Consider the following 16,032-nt stretch of genomic DNA (forward strand, 5'->3'; position numbering starts at 1 on the left):
CTCTTTTACTTATGGCAAGTTTATTGTAATATAAATGTAACAATTGTAATAGTAATTACACTTTCGTTACATAAGTATCCTAATATGGATTGGGGAGAGAAAGTATGAAAAAATTTTCAGGTATGCTATTATCCATCATCATTCTATTTTTCACATTAAGCTCGGGAGTTACAGCACAAACCACATCACAGAATTTATCTGACACAAATGCGTTAAAGATAGCCGATAATGCCAGCAAGCATTTTTGGAATGCATTACATGGATACAAAAGTCGTTCTTGTTCACAAAAAACGTTCAACTATAAAGGAACAGAGTATTCTTACCTTTGCCAAGAATTCAATACAAAAGATAAACTGGCTGACTACTTAGCAGAAACATTTACTAATAATGCAGTTGAAAAAGGGTTGTCAAAATATAAATACATTACCCATAAAGGAAAATTAGCCCGTCCTATCGGCGACGGCGACGGCATGTTAGAATGGAAAAAAGCAAAAATTAAATTGGTCTATCAAAAACTAAACGTTAGATCCTATAATTTAACTGTACCTACTGTCGACGGTGAATCTGTTAAAAGAACGGTTACCTTTTACAAGTCAGGATCAACGTGGAAAGTCAATCAGTTCGATGCAGTTCAATAAGTTCACGTCTTAATTGAAGTTCCTCTTATGATGTATAGTTAAAAACTATATGTCATAAGAGGTTTTTTATTTGCATGTTTTCCCACCAGAGCTTCCCATTATTTATATACACCCTTCACTCTCTAATTGTTGCTTTCCCTTAATCTCGTTTTTACACTGCCAAATCTTTACACCCTAAAACAAAAAAACACAGCAAGCATGCTGTGTCTTAACGAATTTTTGCTTTGCGGAAGCCTTGAAAAGAATCGTGTGCTGCAAAAAATATGGTCAGTAGGATGAGACCCCAATAAATCGAACCATGCCATTCAAGCGTTGAAAATAATTTTGACATATACGCAATAAATTCATGGGTCAATAAATTCGGATTACTGATGATGATGATGAAAGTTATTGTGGTCAGAAGCTGATATCCAGCATGGAACCAGGCAAGTTTTCGAGTCCATTGCCCTGCAAGCAGTTTATAGATGGCGAGGAAGGCTCCTAAGATGATGATGCAAAATATCAGCGGCCAATAGGAATTCAATACCTCTTGATTAAAAGAAGGTGTCACAAAAGTGAGGCCATCATTACTTTTTTCATAGACTCCCAAAAGATTGGCCGCATTGAAATAAAGGGCAGCAAAAATGGATATACCTAGCAAACTTCCAAAAACCTCGATCTTTGGAACCGCTTTTTTCTTTGATATGTTCGGAATATGTTTTAAATCATCTGGAGTCCAGCGTTTCAAACCTATAGTTAAGGGCAATGAATCCTTTGAAGTATCCGTTCGTTCTAATACGGCAAATAAAAGCGTTAACCAAAAAAATACTTGGATCCCTGTACTGATGATACCTGCTATCCCTTTCCCGATGATGATGATTACAACTTCAATGACCGTTTTTTCACCAATATTGCTAAACAGATCATCCCCAAGTAATGCGATCAGTGAAATAACTGCCGCGATTGGTAAAATCATTTTCAATAAACTGATATATACGTCATAATAACGTGGTCCAATTAGGTGCATCGGCCGATCTCTATAACCACTTGCCAGTGTAGCCGGATCTCCTAACTTTGAAAGAACCCCTTTCACGTCTTGTTCGGTATAATTCTCCGGAAGCATATCTTCAATTGTTGAATGAAGTTCAAGTGCAATATCCTCCCGGTTTTTTTCTGGCAGCCTGCGGGTCACTTCCTGTATATAAAGTTCAATCAGCTCCATCTTCTTCCTCTCCTTTTAATAAGATATAAAGCTCTTGAGACGTTTTTTCCCATTCCTGCTTTAACTGATTGAAGATTTCATCCCCGTAATCACTTAAAGAATAATACTTTCGTGGTCTACTTTCAGAAGTATCCCAACTGCTGGTCACCAATTCTTGCTTTTCCAGGCGGCGAAGCAACGGATATAAAGTACTTTGATCAATAGGTATTCCCGACTTCTCTAAACGCTGGACAAGCGAGTACCCATACTGGGGGCTTTTGAGCTGACTTAGAACCGCTAATGTCAGAGTTCCTCTGCGGAGCTCAGTTGTTAATGAATTAAGTAAAGTGCTCATCCAATCACCTCTCCTCTATACTATGTGACGTACACCATACCTTATACTATGCATCATACACTATTTTAGTTCTAATACTAACATGAAAATGAAAATATATTTTATTAAACCTGAACAAACTCTATGAAAATCTAGTTGTCTACATTTTTTTATGACTTGTACAATTTGGACGTTGATTGGAACGTAGGGCACTCGCTTTCCGCGGGCGGTCAGGGAGCCTCCTCGGCTTTCGCCTGCGGGGTCTCCCTTAGACGCGCTTTTCCCGCAGGAGTCTCGTACCTTCCGTTCCAATCAACTTTGTTTTAACTTTTAGATAGAACCCTTTTGCCTAGAGTCTTTTTTGTTTTAAAATAGAAGTATTAAAACCTGAGGTGATGAGGATGCTTTCTAAACATGATTTTATTCAGCGAGATCAACTTGAAATGATTAGTTTAGATCAACTGGTGCCACCGAACCATTAGGTTCGTAAAATGGAGGCTGCCATTGATTTCACTTTCATTTATGACTTGGTGAAAGATGAACGAACAAAACAGTTTGCCTATTCATTCCACGCGGCCGCAGACCGCAACGGTTTTGTATTAGGAACGATTGTAACACCTGGAGATACACATGATAGTCAAATCTTAGAGCCACTTGTTGAACAAGTGATTGAGAAAGTTGGAAAACTAGAAGCCGTTGCCGCAGATGCAGCTTATAAAACACCGGCGATTACAAACTACCTATTTAACAAAGAAATCATACCGGCATTACCCTATACACGTCCTCGAACAAAAGAAGGTTTCTTTCGCAAACATGACTATGTATACGATGAACATTTTGATTGTTACCTTGCCCTTCGGGTGAGTCATTAACGAACTCAAAAACAAATAAAGAGGGCTATCGCGAGTACAAATCGCGCAAACACATCTGTGCAACCTGCTCATCTTTATCACATTGTACAGAAAGCAAAGTTTATCAAAAAGTGGTGACACGGCATATCTGGCAAACACATGTGGAAGAAGCAAATCATCTGCGTCATCATCAAGATGTAAGACCTATATATGCGAAACGTAAAGAAACGATTGAGAGTGTATTCGCAGATGCAAAAGAAAAGCATGGTATGCGTTGGACTACTTTAAGGGGACTTAAAAAATTGTCGATGCAGGCGATGTTTACTTTCGCTGCCATTAATTTAAAGAAGATGGCCGATGGACATGGCAAGGTCCCAAAATGGCCTACATAGTGGGCTCGTAGATCCCCAATCTCTTAACTTGAGGCGAAAATTCAAAAGGGATTTCAAAAGGGATTTCAAAAGGGATTTCAAAAGGGGTTCGGAATTTTTTAATTCCGAACCCCTTTGTCTACAAACTGAGAGAAGCGCTTTACGCTTCTCTGCATTTCGTTTATAAAAATCGGACAAGAGTGCACCCTATTATCATCGTAAGAATTATCGTACTACTACCTATAACAAGGTGCCATCGTTTGAGCTTTGTAAGCATACGGATTGACCACCGAAAAGGAGCTATCATTCACTTGGATTTCAGCCATAAGAACCAGAACCAGTGGAAAGCTCATTTAATATCCGTGGTGGCACCATTGGGGCAAGCAATGAAGTGATGACTAAGAATTCAGTGGCAACATGGAGCTACCGGTACTTTTTCACGTCTTACACAATGATTATCCCCTAATTTTAATGGATGCCAAAAATGTTCGCATTACTTGTTCAGCTGAAAGTTCTAAAAATTCAGCTCCCCTTTCCATAGCTTCCATTAGTGTCATAGGAGCGTTTACAAGACTATGGACGCTGGTGATGCCGTGGTCATATAAACTATCAATACCAGTTCCGATTGATCCAGCTAAAACAAATACGGGAATACCGTGCTTTTTCGCTTCTTGCGCCACGCCCATGGGTGTTTTACCTGAAGCTGTTTGGTAATCAATTTGTCCTTCACCAGTAAAGACACAATCAGCATCGCACATTTTTTCTCTTAGTTTTGCATATTCCATAACAATATCGATGCCCCTTTTTGTTTCTGCCCGGAAAAATGCCTGAAACGCACTTCCAATTCCTCCAGCTGCACCAGCACCGGCTTTATCATGCAAGTGAATACCTGTCTTTATTTCGACCAAATCTGCCCATGAAGATAAAGCTTTATCAAGAATGTCAACCATGACAGGGCTCGCCCCTTTTTGGGGTCCAAATACATACGATGCGCCATCTGGACCGACTAGAGGATTATGAACATCCGAGGCAATCAAAAACTCGGATTCTGCTATTCTTGGATCAAAATCTTCCATATTTATTTCTGATATACGCAATAACTCCGCACCACCGAATCCAATCGTTTTACCTTCATCATCCAATATTCTCATTCCCAAAGCCTGGAGCATTCCAACGCCAGCATCATTAGTCGCGCTTCCGCCAATCGCTAATATGAACTTACGACAGCCAGCATTCAATGCCTTTTGAATGAGCTCCCCTGTCCCGTATGTAGTAGTGATCAACGGGTTCAAATCACCTGGATCGACTAGGCATAAACCGGATGCACTTGCCATTTCAATCACACATGTTTCCTGATCGCCCAATATTCCATATGCTGCCTGTACCTCATCAAGTAATGGTCCTTTTACTGCCACTTCAACTTTTCGCCCATTTGTAGCAGCCACAAGGCTATCCATTGTTCCTTCACCGCCATCCGCTACAGGAACCAATTCCGTTATGGCATCTGGAAGTGCCTTCCTGACCCCTCGCTCGATTGCTTTCGAAGCTTCAAATGATGACAAACTTCCTTTATAGGAATCTGGTGCAATAACAATTTTCATGCTCAATTCCCCCTCGAATGAATTTTTGTTATATTAATTATAATCTTCAGAAATAATTTAATCAGCGGTCAACCTATAGGAAAATCAGTATGACAAGTTTGTTTTTTTTGGCTATTCTATATAGATAATGATTTAAGAAGGTATCATGTCATTTTGCCAATTTCATAATGTATATGAAAGCTGAAGGCTCAAAGTTTGAATCCTATCCTTTTCAAAAAGAAACATAGCTTGTTTATATGAAATATTTTTACCATTGTACTACCAAATAGGATAACTAACTATAAAAACCTTGAAGGATGATTTGCATGTTGGAGCGATCAAAGTGCTGAAGACGGAAAAACCATTTATCATTCATAAAAAGAATCGTCATCTATGTGGTGACGTTTTTTCAGGAATTAATTTACCCATCAACTTCCAAAATGTAATAAAACACCTTAAAATCTTATAAATTAACTAGGTTATGTGAAAGTATATTGCTCTTGAGTAGGACGTTTTTCACATCAAAAAAAGCTCATATGAAATGAGCTTGAATCATATAAGAGCTGGTAAATAAATATCAGATAGATTGATAATACCAAATTCCATCACGCTTAAACTTTCTGCATTGGTCATTCAAAAAGAGGTATTCAAGATGAGCCAATGTTTCACCAACAGCAAATCTAGATTCGTGAATGGGTAGATTTCCAAACAGAATCATGCAAGCACTTTTCACAGTAATAGGCTCCTTCATGTTTTCGTGAATGAGGTGCAATCGGTCCTGATGGTGATCCAATAATTCGATGATTCTTTCATTGGCATTTCGAAACGGCTTCCCATGTGATGGGATGACATATTCAACGTCCAACTTTTGTATTTTTTTCAAAGAAGTAAAAAACTCTTCCAATGGGTTGGAGAGCCCTTTAAACCAATAAGAAATGTTCGGAGATATCCTAGGTAATATATGATCTGTTGAGAAAAGGACACTATTTTCCTTATTGTATAAGGAAATCAGGCCATCAGAATGTCCAGGAGTAAAAATCACTTCATACTCGCACTTGCCAAAACGTAACATCATCCCTTCGTCAAGATGATGATTTACAGTAGGATAGGGTTTTACCTTAGGCATAAAGCTGCTTTCGTCACTGGATAAAGCTACGGCTAAGTCCTCATCCATTCCACATGCATCATAATTTTCTTTAAGCTGTTTCAGTGAATCCGATTCCCAATACGTCGTCCCCGTATGTTCATCCACTTGTGTCATCCAAACATCCGCACCGGTTAATTGTTGTAAAGTACCTGCGTACCCGAAATGATCTGGATGATAGTGGGTGATGATAATGTCTTTAATATCATATTTTTCAATAATGGGGTTCCATATATCCCTTGTTGTTTCATTATTTAATCCCGTATCGATGATTGTCCATCCTTTTTCACCTTCTGCTAGGAAACAATGGACATGGTCCAGCCTAAAAGGCATTGGAATGGTAACTCGAGTAACTTTCAATTCGTTCAGCAAGTATAACTTCTCCTTCCAATGTAACTTTCTATCTCCCTTTACTTCAAACAAGAATGAAATGAATTTGCTAAATAAAGGTATATCAATAATCAATTCGACGAATTCCTTCATGTTCCTCTAATCAGCTTCTACATTTATCACATTGATCAAAATATAATGACCAAGGATATGAGCAAAAAAAGACCGCCATCAAAATTGATGACGGTCTTTCGAATTACATCTCTTCCTCGATTGTTTGAACAAGGACAAAAAGAAAATGATGGATCAAATCAAATGCTTCTTCTAATGACAAGTCTTCTCGAAACCCTTTTACGTTATCCAAGGCAAAATTCACATCCCATAGACCGTCGCCCTGGTTAAACATTACACTGAATGATCCGATGCCTTCTTGAAGTTCCTTATTTAAATACGTTTTTAGAACTTCACCCATTTTCTTTTGGAATTTCAATCCGAACATCGCGTTATATGTACCGAAAACATCATCCACTTCAAACGAAAGTGCCTGAACCCCGATTAATTCGAACCATTTAGATTCAAAGTAAAGGAACTCTTCTTTATTATTTTTTAAATAATCGATTGGTTGGGATAAAAATGCAGACTTCTCTACAGAAATCAATTCTTCACTCTCTTTATTGCTGCGCTCAATATAAGCATCTGTAAAACGAGATGTATTTTCTAGTTCCACTATAGTGACATTAGCAGGGATCAATTCATGCTTTACTGCATAATCCCTCTCTTCTTTAAACAACTCAACTTTGTTTTCAATTATGGATTTTGATATGTATGATTCCAATTGTTTTTTTAACATGGTATGTCCTCCTAGTATCTTTTCAAGCTTACGCCTTCTCAATCATAGCATATTCACTACAGATAAAATAACTTTGTGAAAGAAAATACAATATCGGTTGTGGCAATGGTTTCTTGTCTTCGATATAGTAGTAGTAAGCGTTTATACATATGAGAGAAATGAGATGTTAAATATGCAAAAAATCATTGTAGTCGGAGCTGGGATTTTGGGAGCCTCCACTGCCTATCAGCTGACTAAAAATGGAGCCGAAGTGATCATAATAGACCGCCAGGATAATGGACAGGCAACCTCTGCTGCTGCAGGAATCGTATGCCCATGGATTTCGCAAAGGCGCAATCAAGCTTGGTATCACCTTGCTAAAAATGGGGCGGCTTTTTATCCCGGGCTAATTGAAGAACTTAAACGGGATGGAGAAACCGAGACTGGTTATGCCCAAGTCGGGGCAATTAGTTTACATACAGATGAAGAAAAACTGATCGCGATGAAGAATAGAGCTCAAAAACGGAAAGAAGATGCACCGGAGATCGGGACGATCACAATACTTTCCCCTGAGGAAACAAGTGAACTATTCCCACCTCTCTCCAGTGAATATGCAGCAGTTCACGTAAGTGGTGCCGCTCGGGTCGATGGACGCGCACTTCGTGATTCCTTATTGCGGGCTTCACAAAAAAACGGCGCAAAACTTATATATGGTGAGGCTGTACTTAAATATAGCGGTGCACAAGTGCTAGGTGTAACAGTAAAAGATGAATTCATCCCTGCGGATATTGTGATTGTTTGTGCTGGAGCATGGGCCCCGGAATTACTGAAACCCCTTGGCGTGAATTTTCAAGTCAGCTTTCAAAAAGCTCAAATCATTCATCTGGAACTACCACATGCAAATACGGATAACTGGCCTGTCGTCATGCCTCCCAGTGATCAATACCTCTTGGCATTCGATAGCAATAAAATTGTCGCAGGTGCGACACATGAAAATACGGAAGTGTTCGATAATCGTATGACCGCAGGAGGGTTGCAGGAAGTTTTCAATAAAGCCTTGACTACCGCCCCCGGTTTGGCAGATAGTACGTTTGTTGAAGCAAGGGTCGGGTTTCGTCCATTCACGCCTGGATTCCTTCCAGTTATTGGTCCATTACCTGATTGGGATGGCATAATCGTTGCAAATGGTCTCGGAGCTTCCGGATTAACAATGGGTCCCTATGTTGGATCCCAATTGGCTAACCTCGCACTAGACAAAGATATTGATATCGATTTAGAAAAGTATGATGTAAGAGGTGCGATAGAAATATAAATGCCAAATCATCACCTACCTGTCTGAATGTATCTCTAGTTACAAATAACTAAATTGAACTATAATATCACATTATCAAAGACATTAAAGAAGACCATCATACATCAGTGGTCTTCTTTATTTTGCAGAACCTTTAGTAGACCGATGTAAAAGTCCCTCTTATTAAAGTCGTTAGCTATTGTCATTTTCAAAATAGAAACTTTCCATTTACAAGTTTCTGTTGCTCTACTTTTAAACTAATATTGTTAGCAATGTTTTATCTGAATCAATAACCTGCGCTTTAATGTTGTAAACCTTGAATGTGTCATCCTTATTTAACCCATGGTCATATCTTTCGAAAAATAACGCTGTAACATCAGTCGCATTTGTTCTTTATTTTCAGCAAATTGCTTATGTCGATGACCATTTCCGCCTGATGGGTGGGGAAACCCTAGGAGTATGTTGTTTGAATCCAGATAATCTTGGTCAGCTAAATAGTTTAATACCTTGGAAACGTTAACTCCTAAAGGAATAATAAGGGGACGATCGATAGCACCTATTTCGGTTGCAAAGCCATCCATAATATATTTCTTAAGCAACTCTGTCTTCAATATGTTCGGGGTTGTTCCACTGTAGTTTTTCCCGTTGTAAAAGACAGGATAGGCTAAAACGGAGGATGTATGAACTAAGTGACTAGCTTCATTAAAAAGATCGAGAGTGGACGATACTCCTAAGTATTCGTGTAACCCAAGCTCATCTAACATTTGAACCAAATTTTTTCTCATAGGTCCTTCAAAGCTAGATTTCTTTTTTACTTCGAGCAGGATTTCTTCATCGATATGTATGTGCCCTTTTGCGTTAATTACGGTAGAATAAGATTTTTTCATTTGATGTAAACCAGGCGTGATTCCGACGATCACCACTTTGGCCCGTTCATTTACATATTCAAAAGGTGCGTAATAGATTTCGAGTTTTTTCTTTTCATCTCTTTCAAGTAAGAATTCCTCGCTCTGTATCATTTCATCTGTATAGGCAGCAGGTAATGCATTAATTAAGTCCTTATATTTCGTGTAATTAGAAAAATTAGCGATCCCCATAAAATACTATCCCCTTTTTCTTTCATCCATTTTTTTTAGCTATATCAGTATAGCAGAAAAACAGGTTCGCCAACGACCATATAGGGGGCGTTATACTGTTCATTAATAGAAGATACTAAACAACTAGTTCATATCAAGTGTTATAAGCTCTTTAACCATGAGGGGGCATGTCAGCATACTAAAAGGAATTAGACATAGACTTCGCTCCCGTTCTTTATCGTAGAGGACACAATGTTTAAGGTCCTCTTTTTACATTCTTATCTACCAACTTTATCTTTAATAGAACATTTCAAAAAAAAAGATAAATGCTTTCCAACCATAAGGGTTGAAAAGTATTTATCTTAAAATATAGTTTGGGGATGGAGAAAAACACTTGGGTTTACAAAATGATACTATTGATTGAATCTTCCACGCTGACGAAGTAATTCACGGTTCAGGTTCGAATCCTTTTCGAACGCTGCACGACCGTGCAGCCAAAAAATATTATTAACAACAACTAGATCACCAACAGGAAGTTCCAGTTCTATTACACTTTCATCGTTTTCCAATGAAGCGGATAAATCGCGTAAGTATTTTGCTTGTTCAATGGATTCAGGATATACAAATTGATCGATAAAGCATACACCAGGTTTGTTATTATGATTGAAGAAAGTCAATCTTTCAATTTCTTGATCAATATTTTTACTTTTTGGGGCCTTATACGTGAATTTGTGGCTTGATAATGGATGATTTACGTACGCATCAAGCTCTTTCCAATCGTCAAGGTGCAATAATCGTGATTCGCCACCGCGTGCATTTTGTTCGATCGTCTTCATCATCAGTAACCAGTCCGTTGGTTCATCTACAAAGGTTCCGTCCGTATGAAGTGTAAATAAACGATAGGCCTGACGTAAATATGAATCGCTGCCATCCGTGTCTTGAACACTAAATCGAGCATAATATTTTCCTGACATCGCATCATGGTTTGGCGTTCCCAGCAGGTATGAAATGGCCGTTGCAAAAATAACGTATTCATCCGTATTTTCAGTTACCCCTTCCAAGCCGAGAGTAAAGCCGCCGGAATCCCGATCATAAACGATGTTACGAAGCACTTCGCCAAAGTCTTCCCCTACTTGTTCCAATAGATATGATGCAATGATAAGTCTTGCATATGGTGTATATTCCAGATGTTGAACAGACTGATTATCCTTCGATACGTTTTCTAAAAAAGCGCCAATAGCCTCTTTTGAAATTTCAACATGATATAAACGGCTTGTTTGAGGGTGAACTTTCACTTCGTATTTTTCTGTTTTCCTTTCAAATTTAGCTCTCTTCTTTTCTGCAATGCTCATGAATAATTCCTCCTGTTATTTGTAATATAGGTGACAAAGTTAACGGGAAATATAAAAAGCCAGTCGCACATGATCCCCAAATAAAATAGGGATCCAACTGTACAACTGGCTTATATTCACTTCACTGCTCTATGCAAATAGAGTCACAGCGAATATGCAGTTTATGTATGATTTATTTTTCCTGTTTCCAATCATTAAGAGCTTTACACGATTCTGAAAAGGTATTTTCCAAAAGGTGTTAATGTCTTAATATTAGCTTAATTCAATTAAAACGTTTTTTCGTGAAATTGTCAACACTTTTCACAAATTATTCTGATAAATCATATTCCTAACTTGGTAGTTTCGTTTTTTCTCCTGCTTTAATTTGCTTAAAGTGGAGATCCAAATCTTTCAAGGCAGCAATCAAGGCATTAGCTGCTTTCCCCCGGTAATAGGATTGAATCGATTCTATCGCGTCTTCAACACCATCATTCAAACTGATCCCTTTTAACAAACGCCCTATAAATTCCCGGCCATGCTCTGTTGCGAGTGTACAAGATGCTTCCAGGACAACCCCGTATTTAGCATCGACTTCTGCAGTGATGGTCAATGTTTCAAAGACACTTTTCGCTGCCATCCCTTGAGGTAAACGTGCATGACCTGCAATAAAAATTGTTTTACCATTGAACATGAGGCTTCTTCCTCTCTTTCATGTATTTTATTTTGTCAAAATAGCTTCCAATAAGTGTGTTTGTTCTGGAATGCGTGTAACGACCTCTTTTCCAATTTCAATCGATGCTGTTGCTGCAGGTGACGGTGCATTGCATACATGAATGGTCCGTTTCCCCATGATGATATGAAAATCATCCACCATATTACCATCATCCTGTAACGCCTGTGCCCGGACTCCAGCAGGTGCAGGGATTAAATCATCTTCTTGAATTTCCGGAATTAACTCCTGCAGGCTTTTCGTAAATTGCTTTTTGCTAAAAGAACGGACATATTCATCCATCCCTTCCTTCATGAATTTACTGGCCAGTTTCCAAAAACCTTTATAACTTAAAACTTCAGCTAAATCTTTCGCATTGAAGTCGGTTTTTTTATAACCTTCCCGTTTGAAACTCAGTACAGCATTTGGACCCGCATCTACTTCCCCGCTAATCATCCGCGTAAAATGAACCCCTAAAAATGGAAACTTCGGGTTAGGTACCGGATAAATTAAATGATTGACGAGGTAGCGCTTTTCAGGCTTCAATTTAAAATACTCACCGCGAAACGGGACAATTTTCATATCAGTTTTATACCCTGCGGCTGCTGCGATACGGTCACTGTGCAACCCTGCGCAATTAATGACCATCCTGGCCTTTATGGTACCGTTGCTTGTTTCGATGATGACGTCATCAACATCCTCGTCAATCTTCTCCACCTTTGTATTCAGCTTGATTTCACCGCCATTTTCCTTGATGATATCCGCCATCTTTTCACTTACCTGTCGATAATTAACGATGCCGGCTTGCGGGACGCGAATCGCACCAAGCCCATTAACATGTGGTTCGATTTCTTTTAACTCATCCACACCGATCTTTTGTATAGCTAGCTCATTTTGCAAGCCGCGTGTATATAAATCATCTAGAAGGGGCATCTCATCTGGCTTCGTTGCAACTATGACCTTTCCGCAAATATCATGTTCAATTCCATGCGTTTGACAAAATTCCGTCATTGATTTGCTTCCTCGGCGGGCAAACCGTGCCTTGAAACTCCCCGGTTTATAGTAAATTCCAGAATGGATGACGCCACTGTTATGTCCCGTTTGATGATCAGCTACAACGGCCTCTTTTTCGATGACTACCACTTTTGCATTGGGAAAACGCTGATAAAGTGCCATTCCCGTTGATAAACCTACAATACCCCCACCAACAATTGCGAAATCATACACATTTAACACTCCTTTTATTGATGATTTTTAGTATTCAGTAACTCCATATACGTGATTAAATTATTCTTTGTCCGTAAAATGTGATATTCTACTGCTGCTCTTAATTCTGTTGGATCGCCCCTTAGTGCCGCTTCATATATCATCCGGTGTTCCCGTTGCGTTTCTGGGTAATAATCAATTAGTAAATTGGGCGCAATAGGAGAGATACCTAAGGTTTCAACCATTTTTTGAACCCTTGGCCAAGGGCACCCTTTTCGGAGGGTTTCATGAAAAGCCGCATTTAACTGAATATAATGCTCATTGGTTTCGTCAGATAACTGTAAACCTTCCATCTCAATCAAAATTTCCTTTAATTTTTCTTTATCCTCCTTCGTCAAAAAGGGAAGTGATTTTTCTACGGCAAGTCCTTCAAGCAGGGACCGGGTATGGTATATTTCTTCGATATGATCCCGGGTGATCGGTGTGACGATAGCTCCTTTATGCGGAACCATTTCCACCAACCCTTCCATTTGAAGCTGTGTAAGGGCTTCACGAATGGGCATTCTGCTTACATCCAGGCGATCGGCCCATTCTTCTTGGATCAGTCGCTCACCCTTCTTCAGCGTCCCATTTAAAATCGCTTTCCTAAGGCTTTTTGTTACATTTTTAACGATTGTTGACTTATCACTATTGGATTTAGCTTTATCCAATTCAACGTCCACCTTTCGATATTGGATACAATTTTAACTATATCAAGTATATAATACGTTTACAATACTGAAAATTAAATAAATTGTATCCAATTTAAAAAATACTGGATACAATATGTTTGGAAAACATCGAATTCATATATGAATATAATTTGTGACACCCATTCATATATTCTATTTAAATAACTACCGAGACCATTAAAATTAACAAAGTCAAAACCAGGAACTAGCGACAAGACCAACCCTAAAAATTGCACTAAAAGAAGCTGGTCATCTGATATGAATATGATATCATTGATATAACATCCAATTTTATACAAATAAGGAGTTGCTAGTTAATGAGTAAAGAAGTTTACGTTATTGGCGAAATAAGGACGAATAATTTCTCGGATAAGGATCTTTTCGAGAAGATCGGATCACTATGGCGCAAAACAAATGATCATAATATTGAAAATGGTATGAAGTATGGTATATACCATCAATACGAAAATAATTATCATGGTGACTATACCTTATCAATCGCCACAGAAATCCCTTTATCGAATGAAAAAATTCTCATTCCTGAAAACAAATACAAAGTGTTTGAATGCATACAAGATGAACATTCAGTAGGTGAAACTTGGAAAAAGATATGGCAGCTGGAAGATGAAAAAAAATTAAACAGAAATTATAGTCTGGATTTTGAAAAATATTATCCTGATGGAAAAGTGGAAATACATATAGCGATTAAATAATGCCATAAAAAAAATTAGAATTTTTTTATGGCTAAAACATAGTATTATCACAAAAAATGATATATCGCCGCTTATTAAAACTCTTAATACGTGATGATTTATCATATCACTAGTTACCATAATATAATTATCGTAACCAATGGTTTGAAACTCCATTTTTCCGAAAATGGATTGATTCACCCTCATTACATATTCAAAAATGAGAGTACAAAAGTGTAAAATGTTTTTAGTATACTAAAGTAAGTATTAGAGAAACAAAAAAAGACTATATTATAGTCTTTTTGAGAAAGTTATTTGGTAGATATAAGTCCCCGGCCAATAAGATTCGCTGAAACAGGTTTTTTCCCTACTTCTCTTGCCCAAATGGATAATTGTCCTGCATGGTGAATTTCGTGAGTAATGACATGACGCATTATCTCACCCCACGTATCCGTTACAATTCTTCCATCCGGCATGGTATCGTAAAATAGTTTATCTCCCATTTCATCTTTCCACCTGTATACAAAGTCCTTTACTTCCGTCTGAAAAGCAAGGTCAAGGTCCACTACTTTCCCCAAACTCTTGTAATTTTCAAAGCTCTCATTAAATTCTTTTTTTCCTTGTAAAAGGCGTATCCAACTCCACTCTACATCAACTATATGGAAGAGTGTTTGCAGAATACTCCCCACTCCGCCAGTTCTGGTGCGGAGAAGCTCTTCCTCCTCCACCTCTTCACACCAATGATACCAGTCAGCACGAATCATCCAGTTATATCGAAATAATGTTTGCACGGGGCTACCTCCCTTATTTAGAACGATAATGAGCAAACGAAAATTACTGAGTAATCAGAAAAAGTTACAACTTCCCATTCTATTAATAATAGAAGTCCATCAATGTTTCGTCCATCAAATCTTGTGTGAGTCCTATGTAAATCATCGTATCTTTTGGATTGGAGTGATTAAGGATTTGCTGTAGTAACGCGATATCCTTGAATTTTTGATAATGCAAATAGCCGAAGGTTTTTCGAAGTGTATGTGTACCGACATCCGGAATATCTGCCATTTCAGCTGCTTTATTTAAGACCCGGTAGGCCTGTACCCTGGTGATTGGGCCATTTCCTTTTCTACTTGGAAACAAATACTGTTCATTTTTCAGGTTCATTTTCCGGACATATTTCCTTACTTCCTTTCGAAGTTGAGGATTGACAAGGAACCGTTTAATTTTCTCTGTCTTTTGTTCGACTATGACGATATGCGTTCCTTCAAGGATATCCTTCACACGCAACTGCAAAAGATCCCCTATACGTAACCCAATGTTTATCCCGATTGTAAACATCATATAATCCCTATAACTGCAATATTTTAATAGTGACTTTTTCATCTTTTCTATGTGATCCAGTCGGCGTATCGGCTGGACATTCTTGATTCTTTGAGAGGTTGCTTGCATGAGTGGCTCATCCCCCTTTCCTCTATATTCATTGTACGTGAACACGCGAAAAAAAGGCAAGTTTTTTAAAATTAGATACTCTTAAAAACGTTGATTTAAAGGGATTTTGAATGTATCAATAGAGGTCCTTTGTTACATTCGGAATATTCTTATAATATAAGATGATCTACTACAAAAAAATACCAACACCAAATAACCTCTCTATAGGTTTAATAGAGGCGTTTTAACGCAATCTAGACCAATGACTCTAGTAATTTAAAACAAACTCTTTAAAAGCTAAATATGAAGCCCGT

The 16,032-nt window shown here is 38.3% G+C and carries 16 protein-coding genes and 1 pseudogene; 5 read left to right on the plus strand and 12 right to left on the minus strand.

Annotated features, from left to right (window positions below):
- Nucleotides 1–104 precede the first annotated feature (104 nt).
- Nucleotides 105–638: an IseA DL-endopeptidase inhibitor family protein gene (locus ACFWE9_RS12350; RefSeq protein WP_230155915.1), complete on the plus strand. Its 534-nt coding sequence runs from the start codon at nt 105–107 to the stop codon at nt 636–638.
- 208 nt (nt 639–846) lie between these two features.
- Here ACFWE9_RS12350 and ACFWE9_RS12355 read toward each other — a convergent pair whose 3' ends face one another.
- On the minus strand, nt 847–1,839 hold the full coding sequence (locus tag ACFWE9_RS12355; RefSeq protein WP_230155914.1) for an HAAS signaling domain-containing protein: 993 nt from the start codon (nt 1,837–1,839) through the stop codon (nt 847–849).
- Nucleotides 1,826–2,173, minus strand: coding sequence for a PadR family transcriptional regulator (locus ACFWE9_RS12360; protein WP_230155912.1), 348 nt, complete (start codon nt 2,171–2,173; stop codon nt 1,826–1,828). The genes ACFWE9_RS12355 and ACFWE9_RS12360 overlap by 14 nt, the downstream gene beginning before the upstream one ends.
- A 509-nt stretch (nt 2,174–2,682) precedes the next feature.
- Here ACFWE9_RS12360 and ACFWE9_RS12365 point away from each other — a divergent pair.
- Nucleotides 2,683–3,406: pseudogene (locus ACFWE9_RS12365) on the plus strand (transposase); the annotation flags it as partial.
- Nucleotides 3,407–3,829: 423 nt separating this feature from the next.
- On the opposite strand, the gene ACFWE9_RS12370 reads toward ACFWE9_RS12365, so the two are convergent.
- Complete coding sequence (locus ACFWE9_RS12370) at nt 3,830–4,975, minus strand: glycerate kinase (protein ID WP_377356978.1); 1,146 nt, start codon at nt 4,973–4,975, stop codon at nt 3,830–3,832.
- Between the two features lie 301 nt (nt 4,976–5,276).
- Here ACFWE9_RS12370 and ACFWE9_RS12375 point away from each other — a divergent pair, with 301 nt between their 5' ends.
- Nucleotides 5,277–5,423, plus strand: a complete 147-nt coding sequence (locus ACFWE9_RS12375) for a sugar diacid recognition domain-containing protein (protein WP_377356980.1) — start codon at nt 5,277–5,279, stop codon at nt 5,421–5,423.
- Between the two features lie 108 nt (nt 5,424–5,531).
- Here the strand turns inward: ACFWE9_RS12375 and ACFWE9_RS12380 are convergent, their stop codons facing one another.
- The gene (locus ACFWE9_RS12380; RefSeq protein ID WP_377356982.1) at nt 5,532–6,470 is read right to left on the minus strand and encodes an MBL fold metallo-hydrolase; all 939 of its coding nucleotides are present in this window, start codon (nt 6,468–6,470) and stop codon (nt 5,532–5,534) included.
- 214 nt (nt 6,471–6,684) lie between these two features.
- Entirely contained in the window at nt 6,685–7,278 is a 594-nt protein-coding gene (locus ACFWE9_RS12385; protein WP_230155909.1) for a branched-chain amino acid aminotransferase, read from the minus strand.
- Between the two features lie 172 nt (nt 7,279–7,450).
- Between ACFWE9_RS12385 and ACFWE9_RS12390 the strand changes: the two genes are divergently transcribed.
- Nucleotides 7,451–8,569 carry an NAD(P)/FAD-dependent oxidoreductase gene (locus ACFWE9_RS12390; RefSeq protein ID WP_230155908.1) on the plus strand — a complete coding sequence of 373 codons (1,119 nt, stop codon included), beginning with the start codon at nt 7,451–7,453 and terminating at the stop codon, nt 8,567–8,569.
- 314 nt (nt 8,570–8,883) lie between these two features.
- Here the strand turns inward: ACFWE9_RS12390 and ACFWE9_RS12395 are convergent, their stop codons facing one another.
- The 5 genes from ACFWE9_RS12395 to ACFWE9_RS12415 all read right to left on the minus strand — a co-directional run bounded on the left by ACFWE9_RS12395 (nt 8,884) and on the right by ACFWE9_RS12415 (nt 13,580).
- Nucleotides 8,884–9,645, minus strand: coding sequence for a hypothetical protein (locus tag ACFWE9_RS12395; protein WP_377356984.1), 762 nt, complete (start codon nt 9,643–9,645; stop codon nt 8,884–8,886).
- A gap of 392 nt (nt 9,646–10,037) precedes the next feature.
- Nucleotides 10,038–10,976, minus strand: coding sequence for a glutarate dioxygenase GlaH (gene glaH, locus ACFWE9_RS12400; RefSeq protein WP_377356986.1), 939 nt, complete (start codon nt 10,974–10,976; stop codon nt 10,038–10,040).
- A 328-nt stretch (nt 10,977–11,304) separates the two neighbouring features.
- Entirely contained in the window at nt 11,305–11,646 is a 342-nt protein-coding gene (locus tag ACFWE9_RS12405; RefSeq protein ID WP_230155899.1) for a DUF3870 domain-containing protein, read from the minus strand.
- A gap of 27 nt (nt 11,647–11,673) precedes the next feature.
- Nucleotides 11,674–12,891 (minus strand): L-2-hydroxyglutarate oxidase, encoded by a 1,218-nt coding sequence (gene lhgO / locus ACFWE9_RS12410; RefSeq protein WP_377356988.1) that lies wholly within the window; start codon nt 12,889–12,891, stop codon nt 11,674–11,676.
- A gap of 14 nt (nt 12,892–12,905) precedes the next feature.
- Nucleotides 12,906–13,580 carry a GntR family transcriptional regulator gene (locus tag ACFWE9_RS12415; protein WP_230155896.1) on the minus strand — a complete coding sequence of 225 codons (675 nt, stop codon included), beginning with the start codon at nt 13,578–13,580 and terminating at the stop codon, nt 12,906–12,908.
- Between the two features lie 338 nt (nt 13,581–13,918).
- On the opposite strand from ACFWE9_RS12415, the gene ACFWE9_RS12420 reads away from it, so the two are divergent.
- Nucleotides 13,919–14,314, plus strand: coding sequence for a GyrI-like domain-containing protein (locus ACFWE9_RS12420; RefSeq protein ID WP_377356990.1), 396 nt, complete (start codon nt 13,919–13,921; stop codon nt 14,312–14,314).
- A 290-nt stretch (nt 14,315–14,604) separates the two neighbouring features.
- Here the strand turns inward: ACFWE9_RS12420 and ACFWE9_RS12425 are convergent, their stop codons facing one another.
- Both ACFWE9_RS12425 and ACFWE9_RS12430 read right to left on the minus strand, forming a co-directional pair.
- Nucleotides 14,605–15,084 carry a DinB family protein gene (locus ACFWE9_RS12425; protein WP_377356992.1) on the minus strand — a complete coding sequence of 160 codons (480 nt, stop codon included), beginning with the start codon at nt 15,082–15,084 and terminating at the stop codon, nt 14,605–14,607.
- 82 nt (nt 15,085–15,166) lie between these two features.
- Nucleotides 15,167–15,739 carry a site-specific integrase gene (locus tag ACFWE9_RS12430; protein WP_230155893.1) on the minus strand — a complete coding sequence of 191 codons (573 nt, stop codon included), beginning with the start codon at nt 15,737–15,739 and terminating at the stop codon, nt 15,167–15,169.
- Nucleotides 15,740–16,032: the final 293 nt, after the last annotated feature.

The sequence above is a fragment of the Peribacillus sp. NPDC060253 genome, assembly GCF_042727425.1.
Taxonomy (GTDB): Bacteria; Bacillota; Bacilli; order Bacillales; family DSM-1321; genus Peribacillus.

Bases quoted from the DNA above. Each gene is read 5' to 3' on its own strand.
- ACFWE9_RS12350 (WP_230155915.1), top strand. From the start codon at position 105: ATGAAAAAATTTTCAGGTATGCTATTATCCATCATCATTCTATTTTTC.
- ACFWE9_RS12355 (WP_230155914.1), bottom strand. From the start codon at position 1,839: ATGGAGCTGATTGAACTTTATATACAGGAAGTGACCCGCAGGCTGCCA.
- ACFWE9_RS12360 (WP_230155912.1), bottom strand. From the start codon at position 2,173: ATGAGCACTTTACTTAATTCATTAACAACTGAGCTCCGCAGAGGAACT.
- ACFWE9_RS12370 (WP_377356978.1), bottom strand. From the start codon at position 4,975: ATGAAAATTGTTATTGCACCAGATTCCTATAAAGGAAGTTTGTCATCA.
- ACFWE9_RS12385 (WP_230155909.1), bottom strand. From the start codon at position 7,278: ATGTTAAAAAAACAATTGGAATCATACATATCAAAATCCATAATTGAA.
- ACFWE9_RS12390 (WP_230155908.1), top strand. From the start codon at position 7,451: ATGCAAAAAATCATTGTAGTCGGAGCTGGGATTTTGGGAGCCTCCACT.
- ACFWE9_RS12395 (WP_377356984.1), bottom strand. From the start codon at position 9,645: ATGGGGATCGCTAATTTTTCTAATTACACGAAATATAAGGACTTAATT.
- glaH (WP_377356986.1), bottom strand. From the start codon at position 10,976: ATGAGCATTGCAGAAAAGAAGAGAGCTAAATTTGAAAGGAAAACAGAA.
- ACFWE9_RS12405 (WP_230155899.1), bottom strand. From the start codon at position 11,646: ATGTTCAATGGTAAAACAATTTTTATTGCAGGTCATGCACGTTTACCT.
- ACFWE9_RS12420 (WP_377356990.1), top strand. From the start codon at position 13,919: ATGAGTAAAGAAGTTTACGTTATTGGCGAAATAAGGACGAATAATTTC.
- ACFWE9_RS12430 (WP_230155893.1), bottom strand. From the start codon at position 15,739: ATGCAAGCAACCTCTCAAAGAATCAAGAATGTCCAGCCGATACGCCGA.